Source organism: Caloramator sp. E03, from assembly GCF_006016075.1.
In the GTDB taxonomy this organism is placed as follows: Bacteria; Bacillota; Clostridia; order Clostridiales; family Caloramatoraceae; genus Caloramator_B.
On sequence record NZ_CP040093.1, the window covers coordinates 2,486,624 to 2,507,625 of the forward strand.

Annotated in this window: 18 protein-coding genes; 13 read left to right on the forward strand and 5 right to left on the reverse strand. The window is 29.8% G+C overall.

Translation table 11 applies throughout. The features are described from left to right. The first annotated feature begins 179 nt into the window (after positions 1-179). The 8 genes from FDN13_RS11880 to FDN13_RS11915 all read left to right on the forward strand — a co-directional run bounded on the left by FDN13_RS11880 (position 180) and on the right by FDN13_RS11915 (position 8,063). Positions 180-2,630 (forward strand): AAA family ATPase, encoded by a 2,451-nt coding sequence (locus tag FDN13_RS11880; RefSeq protein WP_138980589.1) that lies wholly within the window; start codon positions 180-182, stop codon positions 2,628-2,630. Then, positions 2,605-3,654: a 5-methylcytosine-specific restriction endonuclease system specificity protein McrC gene (mcrC, locus tag FDN13_RS11885; RefSeq protein ID WP_207670886.1), complete on the forward strand. Its 1,050-nt coding sequence runs from the start codon at positions 2,605-2,607 to the stop codon at positions 3,652-3,654. Before FDN13_RS11880 ends, mcrC begins: the two co-directional genes overlap by 26 nt. A gap of 43 nt (positions 3,655-3,697) precedes the next feature. Beyond that, complete coding sequence (mntA, locus tag FDN13_RS11890) at positions 3,698-4,123, forward strand: type VII toxin-antitoxin system MntA family adenylyltransferase antitoxin (RefSeq protein WP_138980590.1); 426 nt, start codon at positions 3,698-3,700, stop codon at positions 4,121-4,123. 1 nt (position 4,124) lies between these two features. After that, complete coding sequence (gene hepT / locus FDN13_RS11895) at positions 4,125-4,535, forward strand: type VII toxin-antitoxin system HepT family RNase toxin (RefSeq protein ID WP_138980591.1); 411 nt, start codon at positions 4,125-4,127, stop codon at positions 4,533-4,535. A 611-nt stretch (positions 4,536-5,146) separates the two neighbouring features. Beyond that, positions 5,147-5,455, forward strand: a complete 309-nt coding sequence (locus FDN13_RS11900) for a PadR family transcriptional regulator (RefSeq protein ID WP_138980592.1) — start codon at positions 5,147-5,149, stop codon at positions 5,453-5,455. Positions 5,456-5,458: 3 nt separating this feature from the next. Beyond that, positions 5,459-6,076, forward strand: a complete 618-nt coding sequence (locus FDN13_RS11905; protein WP_138980593.1) for an ABC transporter ATP-binding protein — start codon at positions 5,459-5,461, stop codon at positions 6,074-6,076. A gap of 4 nt (positions 6,077-6,080) precedes the next feature. Further along, positions 6,081-6,845, forward strand: a complete 765-nt coding sequence (locus FDN13_RS11910) for an ABC transporter permease (RefSeq protein ID WP_138980594.1) — start codon at positions 6,081-6,083, stop codon at positions 6,843-6,845. A gap of 42 nt (positions 6,846-6,887) precedes the next feature. After that, a complete protein-coding gene (locus FDN13_RS11915; RefSeq protein ID WP_138979155.1) occupies positions 6,888-8,063 on the forward strand; it encodes an ISL3 family transposase in 1,176 nt (391 codons plus the stop codon). Between the two features lie 495 nt (positions 8,064-8,558). On the opposite strand, the gene FDN13_RS11925 is transcribed toward FDN13_RS11915, so the two are convergent. The 5 genes from FDN13_RS11925 to FDN13_RS11945 all read right to left on the reverse strand — a co-directional run bounded on the left by FDN13_RS11925 (position 8,559) and on the right by FDN13_RS11945 (position 15,126). Beyond that, positions 8,559-10,376 (reverse strand): NAD(P)/FAD-dependent oxidoreductase, encoded by a 1,818-nt coding sequence (locus FDN13_RS11925; RefSeq protein ID WP_138980595.1) that lies wholly within the window; start codon positions 10,374-10,376, stop codon positions 8,559-8,561. Positions 10,377-10,406: 30 nt separating this feature from the next. Beyond that, positions 10,407-11,390 carry a YeiH family protein gene (locus FDN13_RS11930; RefSeq protein WP_138980596.1) on the reverse strand — a complete coding sequence of 328 codons (984 nt, stop codon included), beginning with the start codon at positions 11,388-11,390 and terminating at the stop codon, positions 10,407-10,409. A gap of 82 nt (positions 11,391-11,472) precedes the next feature. Continuing rightward, complete coding sequence (locus tag FDN13_RS11935) at positions 11,473-12,360, reverse strand: selenium metabolism-associated LysR family transcriptional regulator (RefSeq protein WP_138980597.1); 888 nt, start codon at positions 12,358-12,360, stop codon at positions 11,473-11,475. A 237-nt stretch (positions 12,361-12,597) separates the two neighbouring features. Beyond that, positions 12,598-13,506 carry a transposase gene (locus FDN13_RS11940; RefSeq protein WP_138980598.1) on the reverse strand — a complete coding sequence of 303 codons (909 nt, stop codon included), beginning with the start codon at positions 13,504-13,506 and terminating at the stop codon, positions 12,598-12,600. A gap of 657 nt (positions 13,507-14,163) precedes the next feature. After that, positions 14,164-15,126, reverse strand: a complete 963-nt coding sequence (locus FDN13_RS11945; RefSeq protein WP_168190159.1) for an LCP family protein — start codon at positions 15,124-15,126, stop codon at positions 14,164-14,166. 201 nt (positions 15,127-15,327) lie between these two features. Here FDN13_RS11945 and FDN13_RS11950 point away from each other — a divergent pair, with 201 nt between their 5' ends. The 5 genes from FDN13_RS11950 (at position 15,328) to FDN13_RS11970 (ending at position 20,978) form a co-directional block, all read left to right on the forward strand. Continuing rightward, positions 15,328-16,287 carry a hypothetical protein gene (locus FDN13_RS11950; RefSeq protein ID WP_138980600.1) on the forward strand — a complete coding sequence of 320 codons (960 nt, stop codon included), beginning with the start codon at positions 15,328-15,330 and terminating at the stop codon, positions 16,285-16,287. Between the two features lie 143 nt (positions 16,288-16,430). After that, on the forward strand, positions 16,431-17,336 hold the full coding sequence (locus FDN13_RS11955; RefSeq protein ID WP_138980601.1) for a phosphate butyryltransferase: 906 nt from the start codon (positions 16,431-16,433) through the stop codon (positions 17,334-17,336). Positions 17,337-17,356: 20 nt separating this feature from the next. Continuing rightward, on the forward strand, positions 17,357-19,117 hold the full coding sequence (iorA, locus tag FDN13_RS11960; protein WP_138980602.1) for an indolepyruvate ferredoxin oxidoreductase subunit alpha: 1,761 nt from the start codon (positions 17,357-17,359) through the stop codon (positions 19,115-19,117). Between the two features lies 1 nt (position 19,118). Next, positions 19,119-19,688: an indolepyruvate oxidoreductase subunit beta gene (locus tag FDN13_RS11965; RefSeq protein WP_138980603.1), complete on the forward strand. Its 570-nt coding sequence runs from the start codon at positions 19,119-19,121 to the stop codon at positions 19,686-19,688. Between the two features lie 657 nt (positions 19,689-20,345). Beyond that, on the forward strand, positions 20,346-20,978 hold the full coding sequence (locus FDN13_RS11970; RefSeq protein ID WP_243120218.1) for an MgtC/SapB family protein: 633 nt from the start codon (positions 20,346-20,348) through the stop codon (positions 20,976-20,978). The last annotated feature ends 24 nt before the right edge of the window (positions 20,979-21,002 follow it).

A 21,002-nucleotide genomic window follows, 5' to 3' on the forward strand; every position in this document is an offset into this window, starting at 1 on the left:
CCGAGTCTGTCTCACGATTAATCTAATAGCATATAATAAGTAACCGTCCCCAGGCTTGTCCCCAGGCATGTCTTATTTGCAATATAAGCTAATAGAAGTATAATTATTATGATAAATATAAAAGGATGTATTTATAAGGATGTTATTGTTACATAAGATGCAGAAAAGGGAGTGTTGTTGTGAGTACATGGATATTTCAAGATAATCCTAATTTTTTTGATATAGATAATTACTTAAAAGGAAATCAAATAATAACTTGGTCTATAAGGCAAAAACAGTACATTGATGTTATTAAAGAAAAAGATAGAGTTTTTATATGGCGTTCAGATGGAAAGATTAAAAATAGCGGTGGAGTAGTTGCCCTATGTGAAGTTGTTAAAACACCATATATTGATCAAAATGGAAAATATGTTGCTGATTTGAAGGTATTAGAGTATAGATTAAGTGAAGATGAAGGAATGCTTTTAAGAAGCTATCTTAAGGAAGTTCCTAAAACTATGAATCTTCCCATCCTAAAGATGACACAAGGTACCAATTATAAGCTAAATGACAAAGAGTCAGAGGCTTTACTTGAATATTGGCAAAATCCCAAATTTTTAAAGGATGCTGCCAATATGCCAAGGATAGAAAAATATCTTCAAATTTTTAAGGAAGAAGCTGTAACATGGTTTGATAAGTGTGATTTTATAAAAGAAAACTATAAATTTTTTATAGAGTTTAAAAGAAAAGAAAATCTTGAAAAAATGGAATGGGATGATATACAAACTTTGGGAGAGCATATAAATGCATTTAGAATGCCCCTTGCAAGGAAAAGAGCCCTTGGCAAGCCCAATGCTGATATTGAGAAATATAGAAACAGCTTCATATATTTAATATATGGGGATGAACCTTTGGAGATAAGAATAGATAAATTTCTTACAAATGAAGAATATAGTTTATTTGGTTTTGGAGAATCAGCTCTAAGTGAAATAATAGGGAATATTTATCCAGAAAAATTCTGTTTTTTTAATCAAAGGGACAAGGTAGCCCTTGAAAACATTTTAGGTATTATTCCGCCCTATTCAAAGAATGACAAATTCTCAGATAAGTTTATTAAGTTTCATAAAGCAATTGAGGAAAATGAAATTATAGATAAATATTTACAAGTTGTGGGAAAACACACGAATCTGCCAATATTTTATGAAATAGATCAGTTCTTTAGTTTCTTATATGAAAAATATGGAGAAATTGAAGAATTGGATGAAAAAGTAGAGACAAATTATTGGACGCTTTCTGCTGGAGATAATGGATCTATGTGGGAGGATTTTTATAAAAATAATATTATTGCAATAGGATGGGATGAACTTGGCGACTTGAATCTTTATAGTAGTAAGAGTGAAATAAGTGATAAATTAAAAGAAATGTATGATCAGAGCAAAGATTATAATAATACTGCTTTGGCTTGTTATCAATTTTCAAAGGATATGAGTATAGGAGATTTTGTATTTGTTAAAAAAGGTTTTAATACTATTCTTGCCTATGGTCAGGTTGTATCTGATTATTATTTTGATTCATCGAGGGAAAAATTTAAAAATGTCAGGAAGATTGATTGGATAAAAATCGGTAGTTGGGATTGCAGCAATAATAAAGTAGCAAGTAAAACACTTACAAATATTACTCCTTACAAAGATTTTGTCAAAAATCTTCTAAAGATTGTTGGCATTGAAGAGGCGGAAAATAAAAGTGACAATAATATAGAAGACAGCGATGAAAAAATTTATGAAGAATATAATATGGAACAGCTTTTAAAAGAAGTATTTATTTCTGCTGACAAGGTAGAGGAGATAATTGATGCTGTGAATTATAAGAAAAATATAATACTGCAAGGGCCCCCAGGAGTTGGGAAAACATATATTGCAAAGAGGATTGCCTTTGCTCATAGTAAAGTAAAGGATAATAAGAAGATTGAAATGGTTCAGTTTCATCCAAGTTATTCCTACGAGGACTTCATAAGGGGTTATAAGCCGAGCATTGATGGAAATTTTAAATTAAAAGATGGTATATTTTATAATTTTTGCAATAGAGCAATAAATGATCCAGAGCATAATTACTATTTAATAATCGATGAAATAAACAGAGGTAACTTATCAAAAATATTTGGAGAACTTATGATGCTAATAGAATCTGATAAAAGAGGATTTGAATATGCTGTAACCCTAACATATTCTGAAGGAGAAGAAAAATTTTTTGTACCTGAAAATCTTTATATAATTGGAACTATGAACACAGCAGATAGATCTATTGCACTTGTTGACTATGCATTAAGGAGAAGATTTTCATTTATTGAACTTGAGCCTGCATTTGAAAACCAAGCTTTTCAAGAATATTTAATATCAAAGGGAATAAGCAGAGGATTTATTGATAGAATTATTGAATCAATAAAAGAAATTAATAGTGAAATAGAAAACGATAAAATTAATCTTGGAAAAGGGTTTAAAATAGGTCATAGCTATTTTTGTCCAACTAATAAAGTTGATGATGAAGAAAAGTGGTTTAAAAGTATAATAAAGCTTGAAATTGAGCCTTTACTTAGGGAATATTATTTTGATGATGAAGATAAAGTGAGTGGTTTACTTGCAAGACTACGATAGAATTCCTGTTAGAAATATTTATTATATGCTTTGTTATGCTTGGGATAGACTCAAAGAAAAAGATGAAGTCAAGGTGAGTCAATCAGATTTTTCAGATATTTATAATCTGCTTTCAAGAGTTTTAATAAATAATCTTGAAAAGCTTATAAAAAAGGGATTTTACAAAGAATATAATGTTAATTATAAGGAAACTTCCACACTTAGAGGAAAAATAAATTTCAATGATAGTTTGAAGCATTTTGGATTTAAAAGAGGAAAACTTTATTGTGAATTTGATGATTTTAGTTATAATATACTTTATAATCAAATAATTAAAACAATATTATATATTCTAATTAAATACAAATATCTTGATGAAGAATATAAAGAAAAAATATATGAAATGCTTAATTATTTTGAAGATATATCTTTATTAAGACTAAAAAGTGAGCATTTTTCAAAAGTAAAACTAAATAAAAATAATTTATATTATGGATTTGTGTTAGATATATGCCAGCTAATTTTTGATAACTGTCTTATAGATGAAAGTAAAGGTGATTTTTTATTTAAAGATTTTGAAAGAGATGATAGAGCAATGGCATATCTATTTGAAAATTTTGTCCGTAATTTTTATAAAAGAGAATGTAAGGAGTTTAAAGTTTATAGGGAAAATATAAATTGGGCTGAAAAAGATAGTAAGGTTGATTTGCTTCCGATAATGCAGACAGATATTTCTCTTGAAAGTGCTGATAGAAAAATTATTATTGATACAAAGTATTATAAAAACTCACTTTCTAATAATTATGGAGCAGAAAAACTAATTAGCAGCAATTTATATCAATTATTTGCCTATCTTAAAAATATAGAATATAAAAGCGATAAGGACATTAATGCAGAAGGTATTCTTATTTATCCTAAAACCAGCAAAGAGCTTAACTTAAGATATGTTATACATGGACATAAAATAAAAATATGTACAGTTGATTTAAATAGGGATTGGCAGGTTATACATAACAGGCTTATAGAAATAATAAGGCAGGGTTAAGGGAAAGAAGTATAATTATAATAAAACATAAAGTGGTGAAATTATGGATGGTATTATTAAAAGTAAAATAGATGAATTTCTAAAAAAAGCACAAGAAATTTGTGAAATTAATTTTGCCTACATTTTTGGATCCTACGCAAGGGGAGAGCAAAACGAAAACAGCGATATAGATATTGCCATCATGCCTCAAAAAAACTATGATGACATAGAAGAAGTTTTTATTAGAGGGAACTTAATAGAAATTGGGAAAGAAGTGTTTAAAAAGGATGTTGATGTAGTATTTTTAAATATAGATTCTATTTTTTTAAAATATGAGATTATAAGGGATGGTATTGTTATAAAAGATAGTATCGATAGAATATCCTATGAATCCTTGGTAATTAGAAAATATTTAGATTTTAAATATTATAGTGATTATTATAATGAAGTTATTCTAAATAGTATAAAAGCTAAAAATAGGGGTGTATAGTATGGTTAACAGGGATGTTGTACTTACAAGAATAAGCAAACTTAATGAGTATTTGGATTTTTTAAAAGAAATTCAAAAGTATTCCATTGAGGAATACCTAAATAGCCCTATGATATACGGTTCTGCGGAAAGGTTTTTGCATTTATCAATAGAGTGTATTATTGATATAAGTAGCCATATTATCGCTGATATGAGATTTAGAAAACCAGCCAGCAATAGGGAAATATTTGAGATACTCTATGAAAATAAAATAATAAATGATTCTCTAAAAGAAAAATTGAGCAATATGGCTGGATTAAGGAATATATTAGTTCATGATTATATACTTAATAAGAGAATAGTATATGAGATAATAAAAAATAATTTAAAAGATATCGAGGATTTTGTAAATATAATAATAGAATATATTTAAAATAAATTGACAAAAGATAAGATTATATTGAAAGCAAATTTTTTAATCAAATTAGTGATATAACACCTCTACTTTTATAAGTGGGGGTGCTTACAGAAAAAAGTGCTGCCATCAAATTACAGTTGGCAGCACTTTTTTCCTTTCTTCTCCATCTCCGGTGCCTGGCACGGAAAATGGAGAACTTATAAATTTTTCATATAATAAATATAATAAGTAACAGGTCATGACTAATGAATAGCCACAACGACGGCATGAAAAAGTTTATGGTTTTTCAAAGGTAACAGAAGGGACGGTTACTTATTATATTAAATAATAGACATAATATTTTATACATGTCCCCCTGATTTTGTAGATATTGTGTATGAAATAAGTAACCGTCCCTTAGCTTGCTTTGGCTTGAACTTTTTTCCTTTTTTGTAAATGGACATTTTCACACTAACTGATCCGATTTCGAGTTGTATGAATTAGACCTCTCTGCCATCTCTCCATCTAAATCATATGATAAGTCTAATATATTTATATCACATGATAAATTTTATTTACTTTCTAATACTTGTTATGTTATAATCCTAATATCGAATTTCGATATCGTATATTGATAGAGGTGCAATATGGAAAATAAAATACTTAGAAAACTTTTTCTTGGTTTTATTGAATTACACATTCTTCATCATGCTAAAAAATGCCCCTTTTATGGTTCTTGGATGATAGAAGAACTAAAGGAACATGGATACGATATAAGCCCTGGAACACTATATCCCATTCTTCATACACTATGCAGCGAAGGTTTGCTTGTTGTTGAATCTAAAAATGTTGAGGGTAAAATTAGAAAATACTACTCAATAACAAAAGAAGGAGAAGAAATATTAAATAAGGCTACCGAAAAAGCTATAGAACTTATAAAAGAAATTGGAGGTTAAAATATGTTTGAAATAAAGAATATAAAATTTAAAGACATATTAGATATTGAACATTTAATAATACCTGAAGAAAAGATAACAAGTATAGTAGGGGAAAGTGGCAGTGGTAAAACTACTTTACTAAAAATGTTAAACAACATTATATCTCCAGATGAAGGTGAAATTTTATATAAAGGAAAAAACATCAATGATTTTGATGCCATAGAACTTAGACGAAAAATTACTATGCTTCCTCAAAATCCTGTTATTTATAAAGGAAATATATTGGACAACATACTTATAGGTAAAAAGTTTGCAAAATCTACTGACTATGATATAGAAGAAATAAAAAAACTTATGAAGGAATTCAGCATAGATAAAGACCTTAATTCACCTGCTGATAACCTATCGGGAGGTGAAAAACAAAGACTTTGTATAATAAGGGTACTAATTATGAATCCTGATGTAATACTTTTAGATGAACCATCATCTGCACTTGATGAAAAAACAGAGGAAAAAGTAATAAACTATATTTGTAATTATGTAAAACAAAACAATAAAACACTTGTTATGGTTACTCATTCAAGTGAAATTGCTAAAAAATATTCTGATCACATTATTGAGATTAATAAAAGGAGTTGAAACTATGAATGGTGCTGTTGACTTGTCTTTGATTCAAGTTGTTTCTGCATATATATTTATTTTAATTCTTCTTTTTATAGTTAGAAAACGTGAATTAAATAGAGAAAAGGAAATAATTATTGCAACTACAAGAATGACAGTTCAGCTTATTTTAACTGGGTTTATACTAACATATATATTTAAAAATCCAAATGTTTTTATCACAATTTTAATTGTAGGCTTTATGGAGATATTTGTTATAAGCAATATATTAAAAAGAAATAAAACTAAGCTATCAAATGAACTTAAAAATGTAATTACTATTTCTATGTTAGCTGGAACACTGATTAGTTTATTATATTTTTTACTTATCGTTATAAAAATAAAACCTTGGTTTAATCCACAATATCTCATACCCCTTGCTGGCATGATTGTTGGAAATTCTATGACTGGAATAAGCCTTGGAATAAACAAGCTGATTGATGGAGTTACAAACCAAAGAGATATGATAGAATGTTCACTAATGCTTGGTGCAACACCAAAGGATGCATGTAAATCAATAATAGATAATGCCTTTGATTCGGCAATACTGCCAACAATAAACTCAATGGTTGGAATGGGAATTGTGTTTTTGCCTGGTATGATGACAGGACAAATACTATCAGGCTCGCTTCCTCTTGTTGCAATAAAATATCAAAGGTTCTATAATAAATGTTGGGGTGGTAAACCTCAACATTTTTATTTAAATAGAAAAAAGCACTTTATTCAGATGCCAACTTTGCTAAAATAAAATTAACCAAAACAAAATTTTAGAAAGGAGGCATCCAATAAAGTGCTTAAGTATAATTTTATCAACAATTTACTAAACTTAAAAGATGTTTTTGTAAAAAACGTTGTTAATAAAGATGATTTTATTGAGATATTTGTTGAAACTAAAAAGAAACCACATGTTTGTCCAGTTTGTGGCTATACTACATCTAAAGTTCATGATTACAGAAAACAAAGAATTAAAGATGTACCCATTCAGTTTAAAAAAACTTTTATCATTCTTAGAAAAAGGAGATTAGTATGCTCAGAATGCGGTAAGCGCTTTTATGAAAAGCTAGATTTTCTTCCACGCTATCATAGAATGACAAACCGCTTATCTTTCTTCATAATTAACGAACTATCTAATGTTAATAGCATGAAGCATGTTTCCTTAAAAGCCAATGTTTCCACCCATACTGTAAAACGCATTTTTGATACTGTTAGTTATACTGCGTATTCTTTGCCTGAAGTTATATCTATTGATGAATTTAAAGGTAATTCTGGTGGCTCAAAATATCACTGTATATTAGTTGATCCTGTTAATCATAAAGTAATTGATATTATTAAAGATAGACGATTTCATATCCTTTCGGATTACTTTAGAAATTTTAAAAACAGGGATAAGGTAAAATATGTAGTTATTGATATGTGGAGTCAATATGCTGACATTGCTAAAACATACTTTAAAAATGCAACTATCATCATAGATAAGTTCCACTTTATGCGCTACAACACCTGGGCTATAGAAAACGTTAGAAAGCGCATTCAAAAGAATATGGATAAGAAACTAAGGCGATATTACAAAAAAAGTCGAAAACTCATTCTTGCTAGAAAAGATTCCTTAGATGAAGACTCTAAGAGACAACTTGAAATTATGCTTTTATACAATGATGAATTAAGACATGCCCATTACCTTAAGGAATCCTTTTACAAAATTTCAGATGCAAGGTCTGCTTCTGAAGCAAAAATATTACTAAAGGAATGGATTGAGATAGCAAGAAAAAGCGGTATAAAAGAATATATTTCATGTGCAGAAACTTTAAGCAGGTGGTTTAAGGAAATAGTTAATTCCTTTGATGTTCCTTATACGAATGGATGTGTTGAAGGTTTTAACAACAAGATTAAAGTTATTAAAAGAAATGCGTTTGGGTTCAGAAATTTTAACAGGTTTAGAAATAGAATTCTGCATTGTTGCAAGTAATTGATTACTGTACTCTATTTTTCAAAAACCAACATTAGTTTGGTCTTTTTGTTATGCCCATTTTTAGAGAATTTTTGATTCACTTTCTTTAATTCGTTAAAACTTCTTGAAAATTAGCAAGGGCAGGCATTTGAATAAAATGCCCACCCCAACTATTGACATAGAACCATATCAAATTGCTATTATGCTTGGAATATTAGGGAGCGTTTCAATAACAGTAATTACATTTTTGAATCTAGGATATAAAACGTTTTTTAATAGTAGAATGCAGCTTAAAAGAGAGGGATAAGCATACCCTCTCTTTTAAAATTACTGACTAAATTCATCTTATAAAACTCTATCTATAACCTCAAGTCTATGGTTAGCCATTTATTACATTCTAAATCACAAAATGTTTCTAAGGTACAAACATGAATTTCATAAAAAATAGGCATTTGTGCTTTTTTTACTGCTTATAAAAGGAGGATTAAATAAAAATAATAAGTAACCGTCCCCCTAAATGAATTTTAATGCTAATTCAAATCCATCCCTTATTGCCTCAACAGCTGATGCTACGTTATTACAATCACCTATAAAAATATATTTTTTATTATTTTTTAAAGGTGTAAATCTATCATCTGGTTTATATCCTAATGCTACAACAATATCATCAAATTCTTGAACCACTTCTTTTCCTTCTAAACTATAAATAAGCTTATTTCCATCAATATTTTTTATATTTGCATTTGTAATAATTTCTATGTTATGCATTTTAATTCTGTTTAAAATTAATCTTTTTGTCATTGGAAATACATTTTCTAATACATTACTTTCTTTTTCTAAAATTATTACATTTTTATTAAATTGGGCTAAATATTCTGCAGTTTCAATTCCAGTTAATCCTCCACCAATCACTATAATATACTTCCCTTTTGGCATTTTCCCTGTTAAAACATCAGATGCAAAGTAAAATCCATCTAAATTTTCTATATTATTAGGAACAGAACCTGTTGCTATTATAACTTTGTCATGGGGTAAATTCATAATTTGTTCTATATTCATTTTATTATTTAAATGTATATTAACATTAAGATTTTTCAAATCTCTTTCTAAATAATCAATAACTTGTCCTATTTTTTGTTTAAAAGGTGGAACCTTTGCAATATTAAGCTGTCCTCCTAATTTACATGTCTTTTCGTACAAATCAACATTATGACCTTTTTTAGCTAAATACTTAGCAGCAGACATACCAGAAGGGCCACCGCCTATTACTGCTATTTTTAAAGTTTCTTTAGTATTTTCATTAAATTCTGATTCTCTTCCAACTTCAGGATTTATAAGGCATGAAACAGGCAACCCTTTCAAAATATTTGCAATACATGCTTGATTGCAGTGAATGCAATATCTAATTTCTTCAAATTTACCATTTTTAATTTTTGATATTAGATCTGGATCACATATCAAATTCCTTGCAATACCTATGAAATCGGCAACATTATCTTCTAATATTTTTTCCCAATCCATAAAATTTCCAAGCTTGTTTGCAGCTATAATTGGTATGTTAATATTTTCTTTTATTCTTCTCACTAAATTTACTAAGAGTTTGTCTTGGATTTCCATTGGTGCTATATGATATTCAGCTTTTTCTCCAACCCCTGCTGAAAGACTAATACAATCTGCTCCATATTTCTCAAGCATTTTTGATAGTTTTATACTTTCGTCAATATCAAAACCATTTGGAAGAAAATCACTAACATTAATTCTGCAACTAACTGCTATATTGGGAACTCTCTCTTTAACTTTATATAATATATCTAAAGCAAATTTAGCTCTTTTTTCAAAACTTCCACCATATTCATCATTCCTGTTATTTTTATATGGTGACAAAAAGTTATTTACAAACCAACCATGAGCAAAATGAAGTTCTACTAAGTCAAAGCCTGCTTTTTTAGCTCTAAAAGCGGCCTGTGCAAAGTCTTCTATAAAATTTTTAATTTCTTGTATATTAAAATCCTCAGGTTTAAATTTTGGATTATGCATGGCAAGCTGTATACCTGCTATTGAACCATTTTTATGTAATATATTAGATAATTTATTTAATCCTTCTATCTTATCATCGTTATCGATACCAAGCTGATTTAAAAAAAACTTTCCTAAAGTGTTTACATAGCTTGCCTCTACTATGACTAATGAAACATCCTTTGATCTTTTATCATAATATTCCATTTCTCTATCAGTAACAAATCCATTACAGGCTAAATTAGTAACTGTAGGTAGCATAATAAATCTGTTTTTTAAATATATATTTCCTATTTTACCACTATCAAAAAGCATCTTTAAGCATCTCCTTTATTTACGCTAATTTTAAACGATATGTGAGACTATTAAACTTATCAAAGAAATAAATGAACTTGATATAATACCTAAATATAGTGGCTTAAGTCCTACCTTTTTCATTGATGCTATACTTAAATCTAAACCTAATCCTGCCATAGCTAAAGTCATTAAATAACCATCTGTTTTAACAAGCAAGTCCAATGTATTTTTAGGGATTTGTATAGTAGAATTAATTATAACTATCAAAAGAAATAAAATTACAAAATATGGAATAGAAATATTTTTTAAACTAAACTTACTATTTTCTTTTTTTGATGAAGTTAAACTTAATATTATCGTAACAGGTATAATAAATAAAACCCTTGTTAACTTAACAATAGTTGCCTGCGTTCCTGCATCATTCGAAACTGTAAAACCTGCTGCAACAACCTGGGCAACTTCATGTATTGATGAACCTGCCCAAATACTGTATATTTGTTGATTCATTTTAAAAAGTTTGAATATAACTGGATAAACAAACATAAATATAGTTCCTAAAAGCGTTACAACACCTATAGAATAGGCAATATCTTCCTCATCTGATTTTATAATAGAATTCACAGCTGCAATGGCTGCAGCTCCGCATATAGACATTCCTGTTGCTAATAATGTAGTTAAATTTTGTTTTAGATTAAACTTCTTTCCAAGATAATTTGTAAAAAGTATAGTTGATGTGGTTGAAATTAAAATAACAATTACAGCTTTAGGACCAATTTTTAGAATTTGTGAAAAACTAAGCTTAAATCCCAGCAGGACTATTGCTATTCTAAGTACCTTTTTAGAGCAGAATTTAATTCCTCCTTCAAATTTTTCAGATATACCTACCGTATTTTTTATTAATGCTCCAAGTATAATCGCTATTATGAGTGTGCTTAAATTGAGTTTTTTTATTATCCATATATTTTGAAGTAAATATGCTGTAATAGTAACAATTATACTTGCTGCAATACCTAAAATAATTTTTATATTCATATTTTCACCTCCATCCCTTATTTTAAATTGAAATATATCATAAGTAAAATTATATTATTTTATAATATAAATAACTAAATACTTATATTGGAATAGAATTATATACATAATCAACAAAAACATTTATTAGATTAGAAAAGTATTTATCCTTATGATATATAAAATAAAACTTTCTTTTTAAGTTAACATCTTTTATTTTAAGCATCGAGATAAGTCCTAATTTTATTTCGTCATTAATACATCTTTTAGATATACAAGAAATACCCAAATTAGATATAACAGCTTTTTTGATAGCTTCTGTATTTCCAAGTTCAAAGGCTGTTTTATATTCTATATTATTTTTTAAAAATGTCTTTTCAAAAACTTCTCTTGTACCACTTCCGGCTTCCCTTAGTATAAACTTCTCATTTTTTAAGTCTTCTTTATCTACTTCGTAAAAATTAGATAATCTGTGATTTGAAGATACTATAACCACAAGCTCGTCATCACAAAAATCCTTAACTACTATTTCATCTGAATAAATAGGGCCTTCAACAAAGGCAATATCAATTTTGTTTTCCAATAACATATTTTCAATAATCTTTGTATTTTCGATTGCAATTGAAATTTCAACATCTTTGTATATATTATTAAAACTTCCTATTATTTTAGGAAGAAGATAAATTCCTATTGTTGTACTTGCTCCTATTCTTAATTTACCGCACTTTAGATTGTTTATATTGCCAATTTTAGTTCTACATTCATCATAAATATTTAAAATTCGCCTGACATAACCTAAAAAAATTTCTCCCTCATAGGTTAAACAAAGTTTCTTTCCAATTCTTTCGAAAAGTTTAACACCAAGTTCATCCTCTAATTCAGATATAACCATACTAACTGCTGGCTGAGTTATATATAAATTCTTTGCTACTTCAGTCATGTTAAGTGATTTAGCTACTTCATAAAATATTTTAAGCTTTCTTTCGTTCATATTTAGCCTCCTTATTGATTTTTGGGACGGTTACTTATTATTGATTAATACATTACAATTTCTAAAAAGTGATGAAAGGTAAATAACATTATTAGAGTTATTAAAAATTATGAAATTTAATTGATATATGTTACTTAAATTATAATAGCTTGTCCAACTTTATTTTAAGTTTAAAAAATATTAATTAAAATTTTTTATTTTTATATTGAAATTGTTGTAAATTTTTACAATAAACAGCTATGCTCCTATTGATAGTATTTCCTCTGCTATTACTTTATATCTTTCTTCTTTAATAAGCTCTCTTCCTATGGAGCATAGCCTCGAAACATTGGCTTGCCCCGTATTTCCAAGTATCCTGCATATATCGGCACACTTTAAATCGCAAAACTTTCTCAGTACAAAGCAAAGCACAGCCTTTGCTTCTTTTGCATCCTTTGCTCTTTTTATCTTTAGCATAAGCTTATCTATATTAAACTTTCTTATAATTATATCTATTATTCTATCAGGGGATAGATCCCTTACAAGTACAGTTCTCATACTCCTATATTCTGTAGGCTCATTTTTAAATTCTTCCTTTTGGGCATCTACTAAGCTTTTTACTTTAAATATAAGATCTCTGTACATTGCCCTTGCGGCAGCGTCTTTTAAGCTAAAGATAGATAAAATAAAGTCTTTATCGATAAGTTCAAACTCATCAACCCTTTGGGCTAAAAATATACCTAAGGATGAAAAAGGGTAATCTTGTGGATTTGTTTTATATTCCTTGATATCTGTTGCATTAAAGTGAACATAAGCTGTTAAGGCAAGGAGATACCTATCGTCTTTAACTATTTTGCTTTTAAATCTGTCTTGAAAAAGGTGGCCATGTCTTTCATATCTTTTGTTAAAATACATAGCATATTTATAGTTTATAAAATGCATAATCTTTGAGATATCGGCTCCATTAGCATCAATAATAAAATGGGCGTGATTATCCATAAGGCAGTAGGAGTAAACTCTAAATTCGAATTGATCTTGAGCTTTTTTCATAAAATCTAAATATTTTGCTTTATCATTTTCGTCGATATAAAGATTTACCTCAGAAATACTTTTTACCATGATGTGATAAATTGAATCGAAGGATTTTTCACGTGCCAATCTTGGCATAATAAAACACCTCCAGCTTAGATTATATTTTTAGTATTATTTTTCCAAGATGGAGGTGTTTTTATCCATTAAATTGTAAAGTTACAATGATAAATAAGCAACAGGCCATGACTAATCAATAGCCACAACGATGGCATGAAAAAGTTTTAGGCTTGTCAAAGGTAACAGCAGGGACGGTTAATTATTATATTAAATAATAGACATAATATTTTATAGATGTCCCCTTGATTTTGCAGATATTGTGTATGAAATAAGTAACTGTCCCCTGGCTTGAACTTTTTTCCTTTTTTGTAAATGGACATTTTCACACTAACCGTCCCAAAGTTGCAAAGTTCTACCAAAGTTTTAGTCCCACAAGTAACAGGTCATGACTAATGAATAGCCACAACGACGGCATGAAAAAGTTTGTCACTTGTTAACTGGGTGGGAGTTTTTTTCTCTATTCTCCATCTTCGGTTCCAGGCACCAAGGATGGAGAAAACTTTTTCACACTAACCGCCCCTCCCAATACCATAAATTACAAAAATAAGTAACCGTCCCCAAAGACATACCACCGAATACCTGTTAACGGAATTTGCAAAAATAAGTAACCGTCCCCAGCACCCTAGCACCCCTCAGCACCTACAGTTCCAAGCATTTACCCAGTATTTAGATTCTTTACTGTGCTCCGTAGATGAATTCTTTAAGTCTTTTTTTGTTTTCATTCAAATTAGGTACAAGGACAGCCATTCCTCTTATGTTTTCGCTTTTAAAAGTGCCATCAGCGGGTATTCTAAATTGGATTATATTATTCGTGTCAAATTTGGCAGCATCTAATGATAGTGATAAAATTTCTTTATTTGAAAGGTTGGTTTCCACATAAGGTAGCATTTCAGATATTGTAGATGTAAGTTTTATAATTCCTTGAGCCTTTAATTTTTTAAAGATTTGATTTAATACCTCTCTTTGTCTTTCAGTTCTTTCATAGTCTCCATTACCAACATATCTTATTCTTGCGTATGCAACTGCCTGTCTACCATTTAATGTATTTACTCCCGCATTAACATCAGGTACAGTATTATTATTTAGTCTATTTAATTCTTTAAGATACATATTTAAAACCTTTGCTTCATCAGATGTTACATTAATTGTTACTCCACCAATCGTATCGATTAATTTTTCAAGTCCTAAAAAATCAACTGTAACGAACTTTTCAATGTTAAGGCCAAAATTTGAATTAATGGTTTTTATTGCAAGGGCTGGTCCACCAAATGCATAAGCGGCATTAATTCTATTACTTCCTTTTCCAGGTATTGGGACATACATATCACGCATTAATGATGTAGCTTTAACAACTTTTTTATCATTATCAATAGAAATAATCATTATGCAGTCAGTTCTTGAATTTTCATCAGGATTTCTTCTATCAAGCCCAAAAAATAAAATATTTGTTATACCAGTATTTTTCACTTCCTCTTTGTTTTCTTCCGTGTTTATTCCAAGATCTGTATTATTTTTTGATATTTCCATTTTTTTAATCTTGCCTATTAATGATAAGCTTATGTATCCTATAATTGAGAAAATAAAAATAATAATTATGATTAATGAAAAAACTATCTTTTTAGTTTTTGTTTTAATCATTTTCATCACCTTTAAAAGAAATTTTTGGTAATTAATCTTAAAATAAAACGTTATTCTGAAACTTATTGTATCCTATCATGCAAAGATAATTCAATGCAAATTTTACCATAAAATTATAACATAAATATGATCTTGACAAAATAATAAATTTAAAATATGTTACATTTAAAGTTATTCAGTATAAAAGATAGAGGTGTATATATGAAAAAAATAATATTTTTATTTTTAATAATTATAATTATGCCTGCAGTTTTAGCCTTTTCAAAGGGAGGATATAAATATATTCCTAAATCTGATCCAACTGATGCTATCGATAAAATAGAAACGGCTTATATGTTAGGAGGTAATATTGAAATTTCTCAAAGTGATATTAACAATATATTAGGGCAGCTCGTTGAAAAACGTTTTAATAGTGGTAGAATTTCAATTCAAGATGTGTGCTTTTATATTAATAATAATAAATTAAACATTATTTTAAAATCAAAATATAATGGCATAACCTTTTATCCTGGTATTTCAGCAAATTTGGAGTATAATGATGAAGGTTTAGTAATAAGTATATCTTCTGCAAAAATAGGATATTTTCCTATACCAAAATTTGTAATAAACAAATTTGTTAATGAATATTCAAATGATTATATAAAAATTCAAAAAAATAAAATACTCATTACAAAATCTATTATTCCATTGAATTTAAATAATTTATATATTAATGATAATAAAATTGTACTTGAAATTAAGAAAAATATAATTTCGAAGCAATATTACAATAATAATATAAATCAGCAGACTGAAAATAAATCAAACAATAACCTAAATAAACAAGTTAAAACTGATAATAATATATCTGTTCAAAATAAAAATAATATAAATACTGTTGAACCTGAGTACAAAAAATATCTTGCTGAAGTTAGCAGTCAGATAAATGGAGCTATATTAGAAGTTAAAACTTCAAAAGAAAAGGAAATACTTAAGAATATTCAAAGGGTTATAAGTGAAGTTTCTAAAAATCCCTCATATCCCTATAAAACCGAAGTAGATAAAGTTAAATCATATTATAATAATTTAAGTAATGAAGAAAAAAATAGAATTAAAAAAGCAATAATTAATAATGTTGATATAGGAAATGTATTAAGACTAATAAATATATTTGGAGTATAGCCTGCATTGCAGGCTTTTTAAGTTTAATGCATACTTTATATTCAAAATTCTAATATTATTTGATACAATATTATTAGAAGGTGTTACTACATAAATAAGTCTGAATATTTTTTATATTTATTTTGTTTTTAAGGAGGTAAAAAATGATAAAAAATTTTGATCAACTTTTAGAAATTGCAAAACAAAGACCTAAAATGAGGCTTTCAGTTGCAGCAGCACAGGATGAGGAAGTACTTCTTGCGGTTGATTCTGCAAAAAAGCTTGGCTTAATTGATCCTATTTTAGTTGGAGACATTGAAAAAATAAAAAAAACATCTTTTGATTTAAATGTAGACCTGGCAGGATATGAATTGATTGATTGCAAAAATATAACAGAATGTGGTAAAGTTGCTGTATCACTTGTTGCAAAAGGTGATGCAGACTTTTTAATGAAAGGCCTTATTCCAACAGCAGACCTTTTAAGGGCGGTTCTTGATAAAGAAACTGGACTTAGAGGAAGTGGCCTTTTAAGTCATGTTATGGTATATAGTACTTCCAATTACCATAAACTATTATTCTTAACTGATGGTGGAATGGTAACCTATCCTGATTTAGCTCAAAAGGTTCAGATAGTTAATAATGCTGTTAAGGTTGCAAAAGCCCTTGGAGTAAGCCCTATAAAGGTTGCACCACTTTGTGCAGTTGAAGTTGTTAATCCTGACATGCAAGCAACTCTTGATGCTGCACATCTTTCAAAGATGAGTCAAAGAGGACAGATTAAAGATTGCATAATAGATGGACCTCTTGCCCTTGATAATGCAATTTCAAAGGAGGCAGCAAAGCATAAGGGAATAGAAAGCACAGTTGCAGGAGATGCCGATATACTTCTTGTTCCAAACATTGAATCAGGAAACATGCTTGGTAAATCTCTAACTTACTTTGGAAATGCAAAGTCAGCAGGAATAATAATGGGAGCAAAATGCCCTATTGTTCTTGTTTCAAGAGCTGATACCCATGAATCAAAACTTTACTCAATAGCCCTTGGATGCTTTGCAGCAGATATTAAATAATAAAATGGGGGATGGGAGTCATGAAAAGGATAATGTCAGGAAATGAGGCTATAGCAAGAGGTGCTTATGAAGCAGGCTGTACAGTAGCTGCAGCATATCCTGGAACGCCAAGCACAGAAATACTTGAAAATACAGCTTTGTATAAGGAAATATATTCAGAATGGTCACCAAATGAAAAGGTGGCTGTTGAGGTTGCATGTGGTGCGTCAATTGCAGGGGCAAGATCGATTTGTGCAATGAAGCATGTTGGACTTAACGTTGCAGCAGATCCCATGTTTACTATGGCTTATGAGGGAGTTAACGGAGGGCTTATAATAATTACTGCAGATGACCCTGGAATGCACAGCTCCCAAAATGAGCAAGATAATAGATATTATGCACCCCATGCAAAGGTTGCAATGGTAGAACCTTCAGATTCACAGGAATGTAAGGATTTTGTAAAATACGCCTTTGAAATAAGCGAAAAATTTGATACAGTTGTTCTCTTTAGAATAACTACAAGAATAGCTCACAGCAAGAGCATAGTTGAACTTAAGGAAAGATGTGAAGTTGGAGTTAAGGAATATAAAAAGGATATTGAAAAATATATTATGATACCAGCTCATTCAAGAGTTAAACACTATGAAGTTGAAGAGAGGCTTTTAAGATTGCAAGAATACTCAAATAACTGCCCATTAAACAGAATAGAATGGGGAGATAAAAGGATAGGAATTATAACAAGTGGGATATCCTATCAATATGCAAAGGAAGTGTTTGGGGAAAATGCATCATACCTAAAAATAGGAATGAGCTATCCTCTTCCTGATAAGATGATTAAAAAATTTGCAAAAGCAGTGGACAAGGTGTATATAATAGAGGAAAATGATCCATACCTTGAAACTTATGTAAAATCCCTTGGAATAGAATGTATAGGAAAAGAATTTATACCAATCTGTGGGGAACTTAATCCAGATATAATAAGAAGAGCACTTTTGCCAGTAAAAGAAAAAAATATATATAGAGTTGATATTAAAGTGCCATCAAGACCTCCTGTGCTTTGCCCAGGTTGTCCACACAGAGGACTATTTTTTGCAATATCAAGGTACAAGGATATAATAGCAACAAGCGATATAGGATGCTATACTCTTGGAATGATGCCACCATTAAATGTAGCAGATGCTATGATATGTATGGGAGCAAGCATATCTGCAGGAGTTGGATTTAAAAAGGCAGCAGAAAAGGCAGGAAGGGATTCTAAAGTTTTTGGAATAATTGGCGATTCAACATTTTTTCATTCAGGAATTACAGGCCTTATAGATGCAGTATATAATAATGCACCAATAGTTACAGTAATCCTTGATAACAGAATTACAGGAATGACAGGTCATCAGGATAATCCAGGAACTGGAAGAACATTAATGGGAGAAGAAGCTCCAATTATTGATATTGAAAAAATTGTTAAAGCTGTTGGAATAAAAGATGAAAACATTAGAGTTGTTGATCCATATAATCTTGAAGAAACTCAAAGAGCTGTAGATGATGCTTATAAAGCTGTAGAACCTTTTGTGATAATAACAAAGCAACCCTGTACACTTATTAAAGAAGTTCAAAAAAGAAGGTTTAACATGTACTGCAAAGTGGAAGATGAAAGATGTAAAAAGTGCAAAGCGTGTCTTAGAATTGGCTGTCCTGCAATAACCTTTAAAAATGGAAAAATAGCAATAGAGAGAAGTATGTGTAATGGATGTACACTTTGTATGCAGGTTTGTAAATTTGATGCTATAGAGAAGGTTGGTGAATAATATGACAAAGAGCATATTGTTTGTTGGAGTTGGAGGACAGGGAATAATACTTGCATCTAAAATTTTGACTGAGGGGCTTGTAAAATTTGGGTATGACGTTAAAATGTCAGAAGTACACGGAATGGCACAAAGGGGGGGAAGCGTTACAACGCAGGTTAGATTCGGAGAAAAAGTATATTCGCCTTTAATTGGAGTTGGTGAAGCTGATGTTTTAGTTGCTTTTGAAAAGGTTGAGGCTGCAAGGTGGATAAGCTATCTTAAAGAGGGTGGAAACCTTATTGTAAATGATTATGAGATATATTCTATGCCTGTTTTAATAGGACAAGAGCAGTACCCAGAAAACGTAATAGAAGAACTTAAGTCAAAGGTTGAAAATGTAAAGATATTTAATGCTGCAGAAGCTGCACAAAACATTGGAAATATAAAGACGCAAAATATAGTTCTACTTGGGGCTTTGATAAAAGCCCTCGGCCTTGAAAACCTCGATTGGGAGGGAATAATTAAAGAAAACCTTCCTGAGAAAATGCAGGATGAAAACATAAAGGCACTTAAATTTGGTATGAATATATAAAAAACCAGGGAAAAAACCAGGGACAGTTACTTATTTTGCACAATTTACACACAATACTAAAAAATTAAAAAAACTAAGTGACGGTTACTTATTATGAAAAAACAAAGGGAAATAGAGGAACAAGAGGGACGGTGAACAAGAGGGACGGTTACTTATTTTGATTAAATTATAAAAAATAGGTGGTTCCCCCTATACATCAACATAAATTGCACAAATAAGTAACAGGTCATGACTAAAAGTAGCCTCAACGACGGCATGAAAAAGTTTATTACTTGTCAACTGAGTAGCACTTTTTTCCTCTCTTCTCCATCTCCGGTGCCTGGCACCACGGATGGAGAAAACTTTTTCACACTAACCGCCCCTCCCAATACCATAAATTACAAAAATAAGTAACTGTCCCCAAGATTATGTCCCCAAGATTATGGAGTCCCTCATACTTGGCGGATACCACCGAATACCTGTTAACGGAATTTGCAAAAATAAGTAACCGTCCCCAAAGACACACCAAAGACACACCAAAGACAAAGACCAAAGACTACGCTACAGTTAACAGATACCAGGCAGTGGAGAGATTATTAATCTTAAAATTTCATATAATATTAAATAGATTTGTAAAATTAAAAGGAGTCTTTTATGCTGATGTTTTATAGAACTTGTTTGAAGTTGTTTTTAGCGGTAATTTTGGGTGGAATAGTAGGATATGAAAGACAGCACAAAAGCAGGCCTGCCGGGCTTAGAACCCACATACTTGTCTGTATTGGTGCATGTCTTGTCCAAATTATATCCCTTGACTTTTCAATAATAAATAAAGGAACAGAAGTGGATCCTATGAGGCTTGGTGCTCAGGTTATAAGCGGCATAGGCTTTTTAGGAGCAGGTACCATTATAAAAGAAGGGGCAAGCATTAAAGGCCTTACAACTGCAGCAAGCCTTTGGACAGTCGCATGCATTGGCCTTGCCACGGGAAGTGGGCTTTATATGCAGTCAATCCTTGCAACATTTTTTATATATATTGCTCTGAAAGGTTTTAAACTAATTGAGGATAAAATAGGCTACGACAAAAGAGAAGTTTCCTTTGAAGTAGTTATAGATGATGACTTAGGAAAGATAGGTTTTATAGGAACAAACCTTGGAAAACTTAATGTTAATATATCGAACATTGAAATAAATAAGAAAGATGAGCATATTATAATTGAGCTTAATTTAAAATCTCCCAAAAATATATCAAACGAAAGAATAATTAAAGCATTTTCTGATATACCAGGAATAAAAAGGGTTAGTTTATTATAAAAATAAAGGCAGCCATTTAGGCTG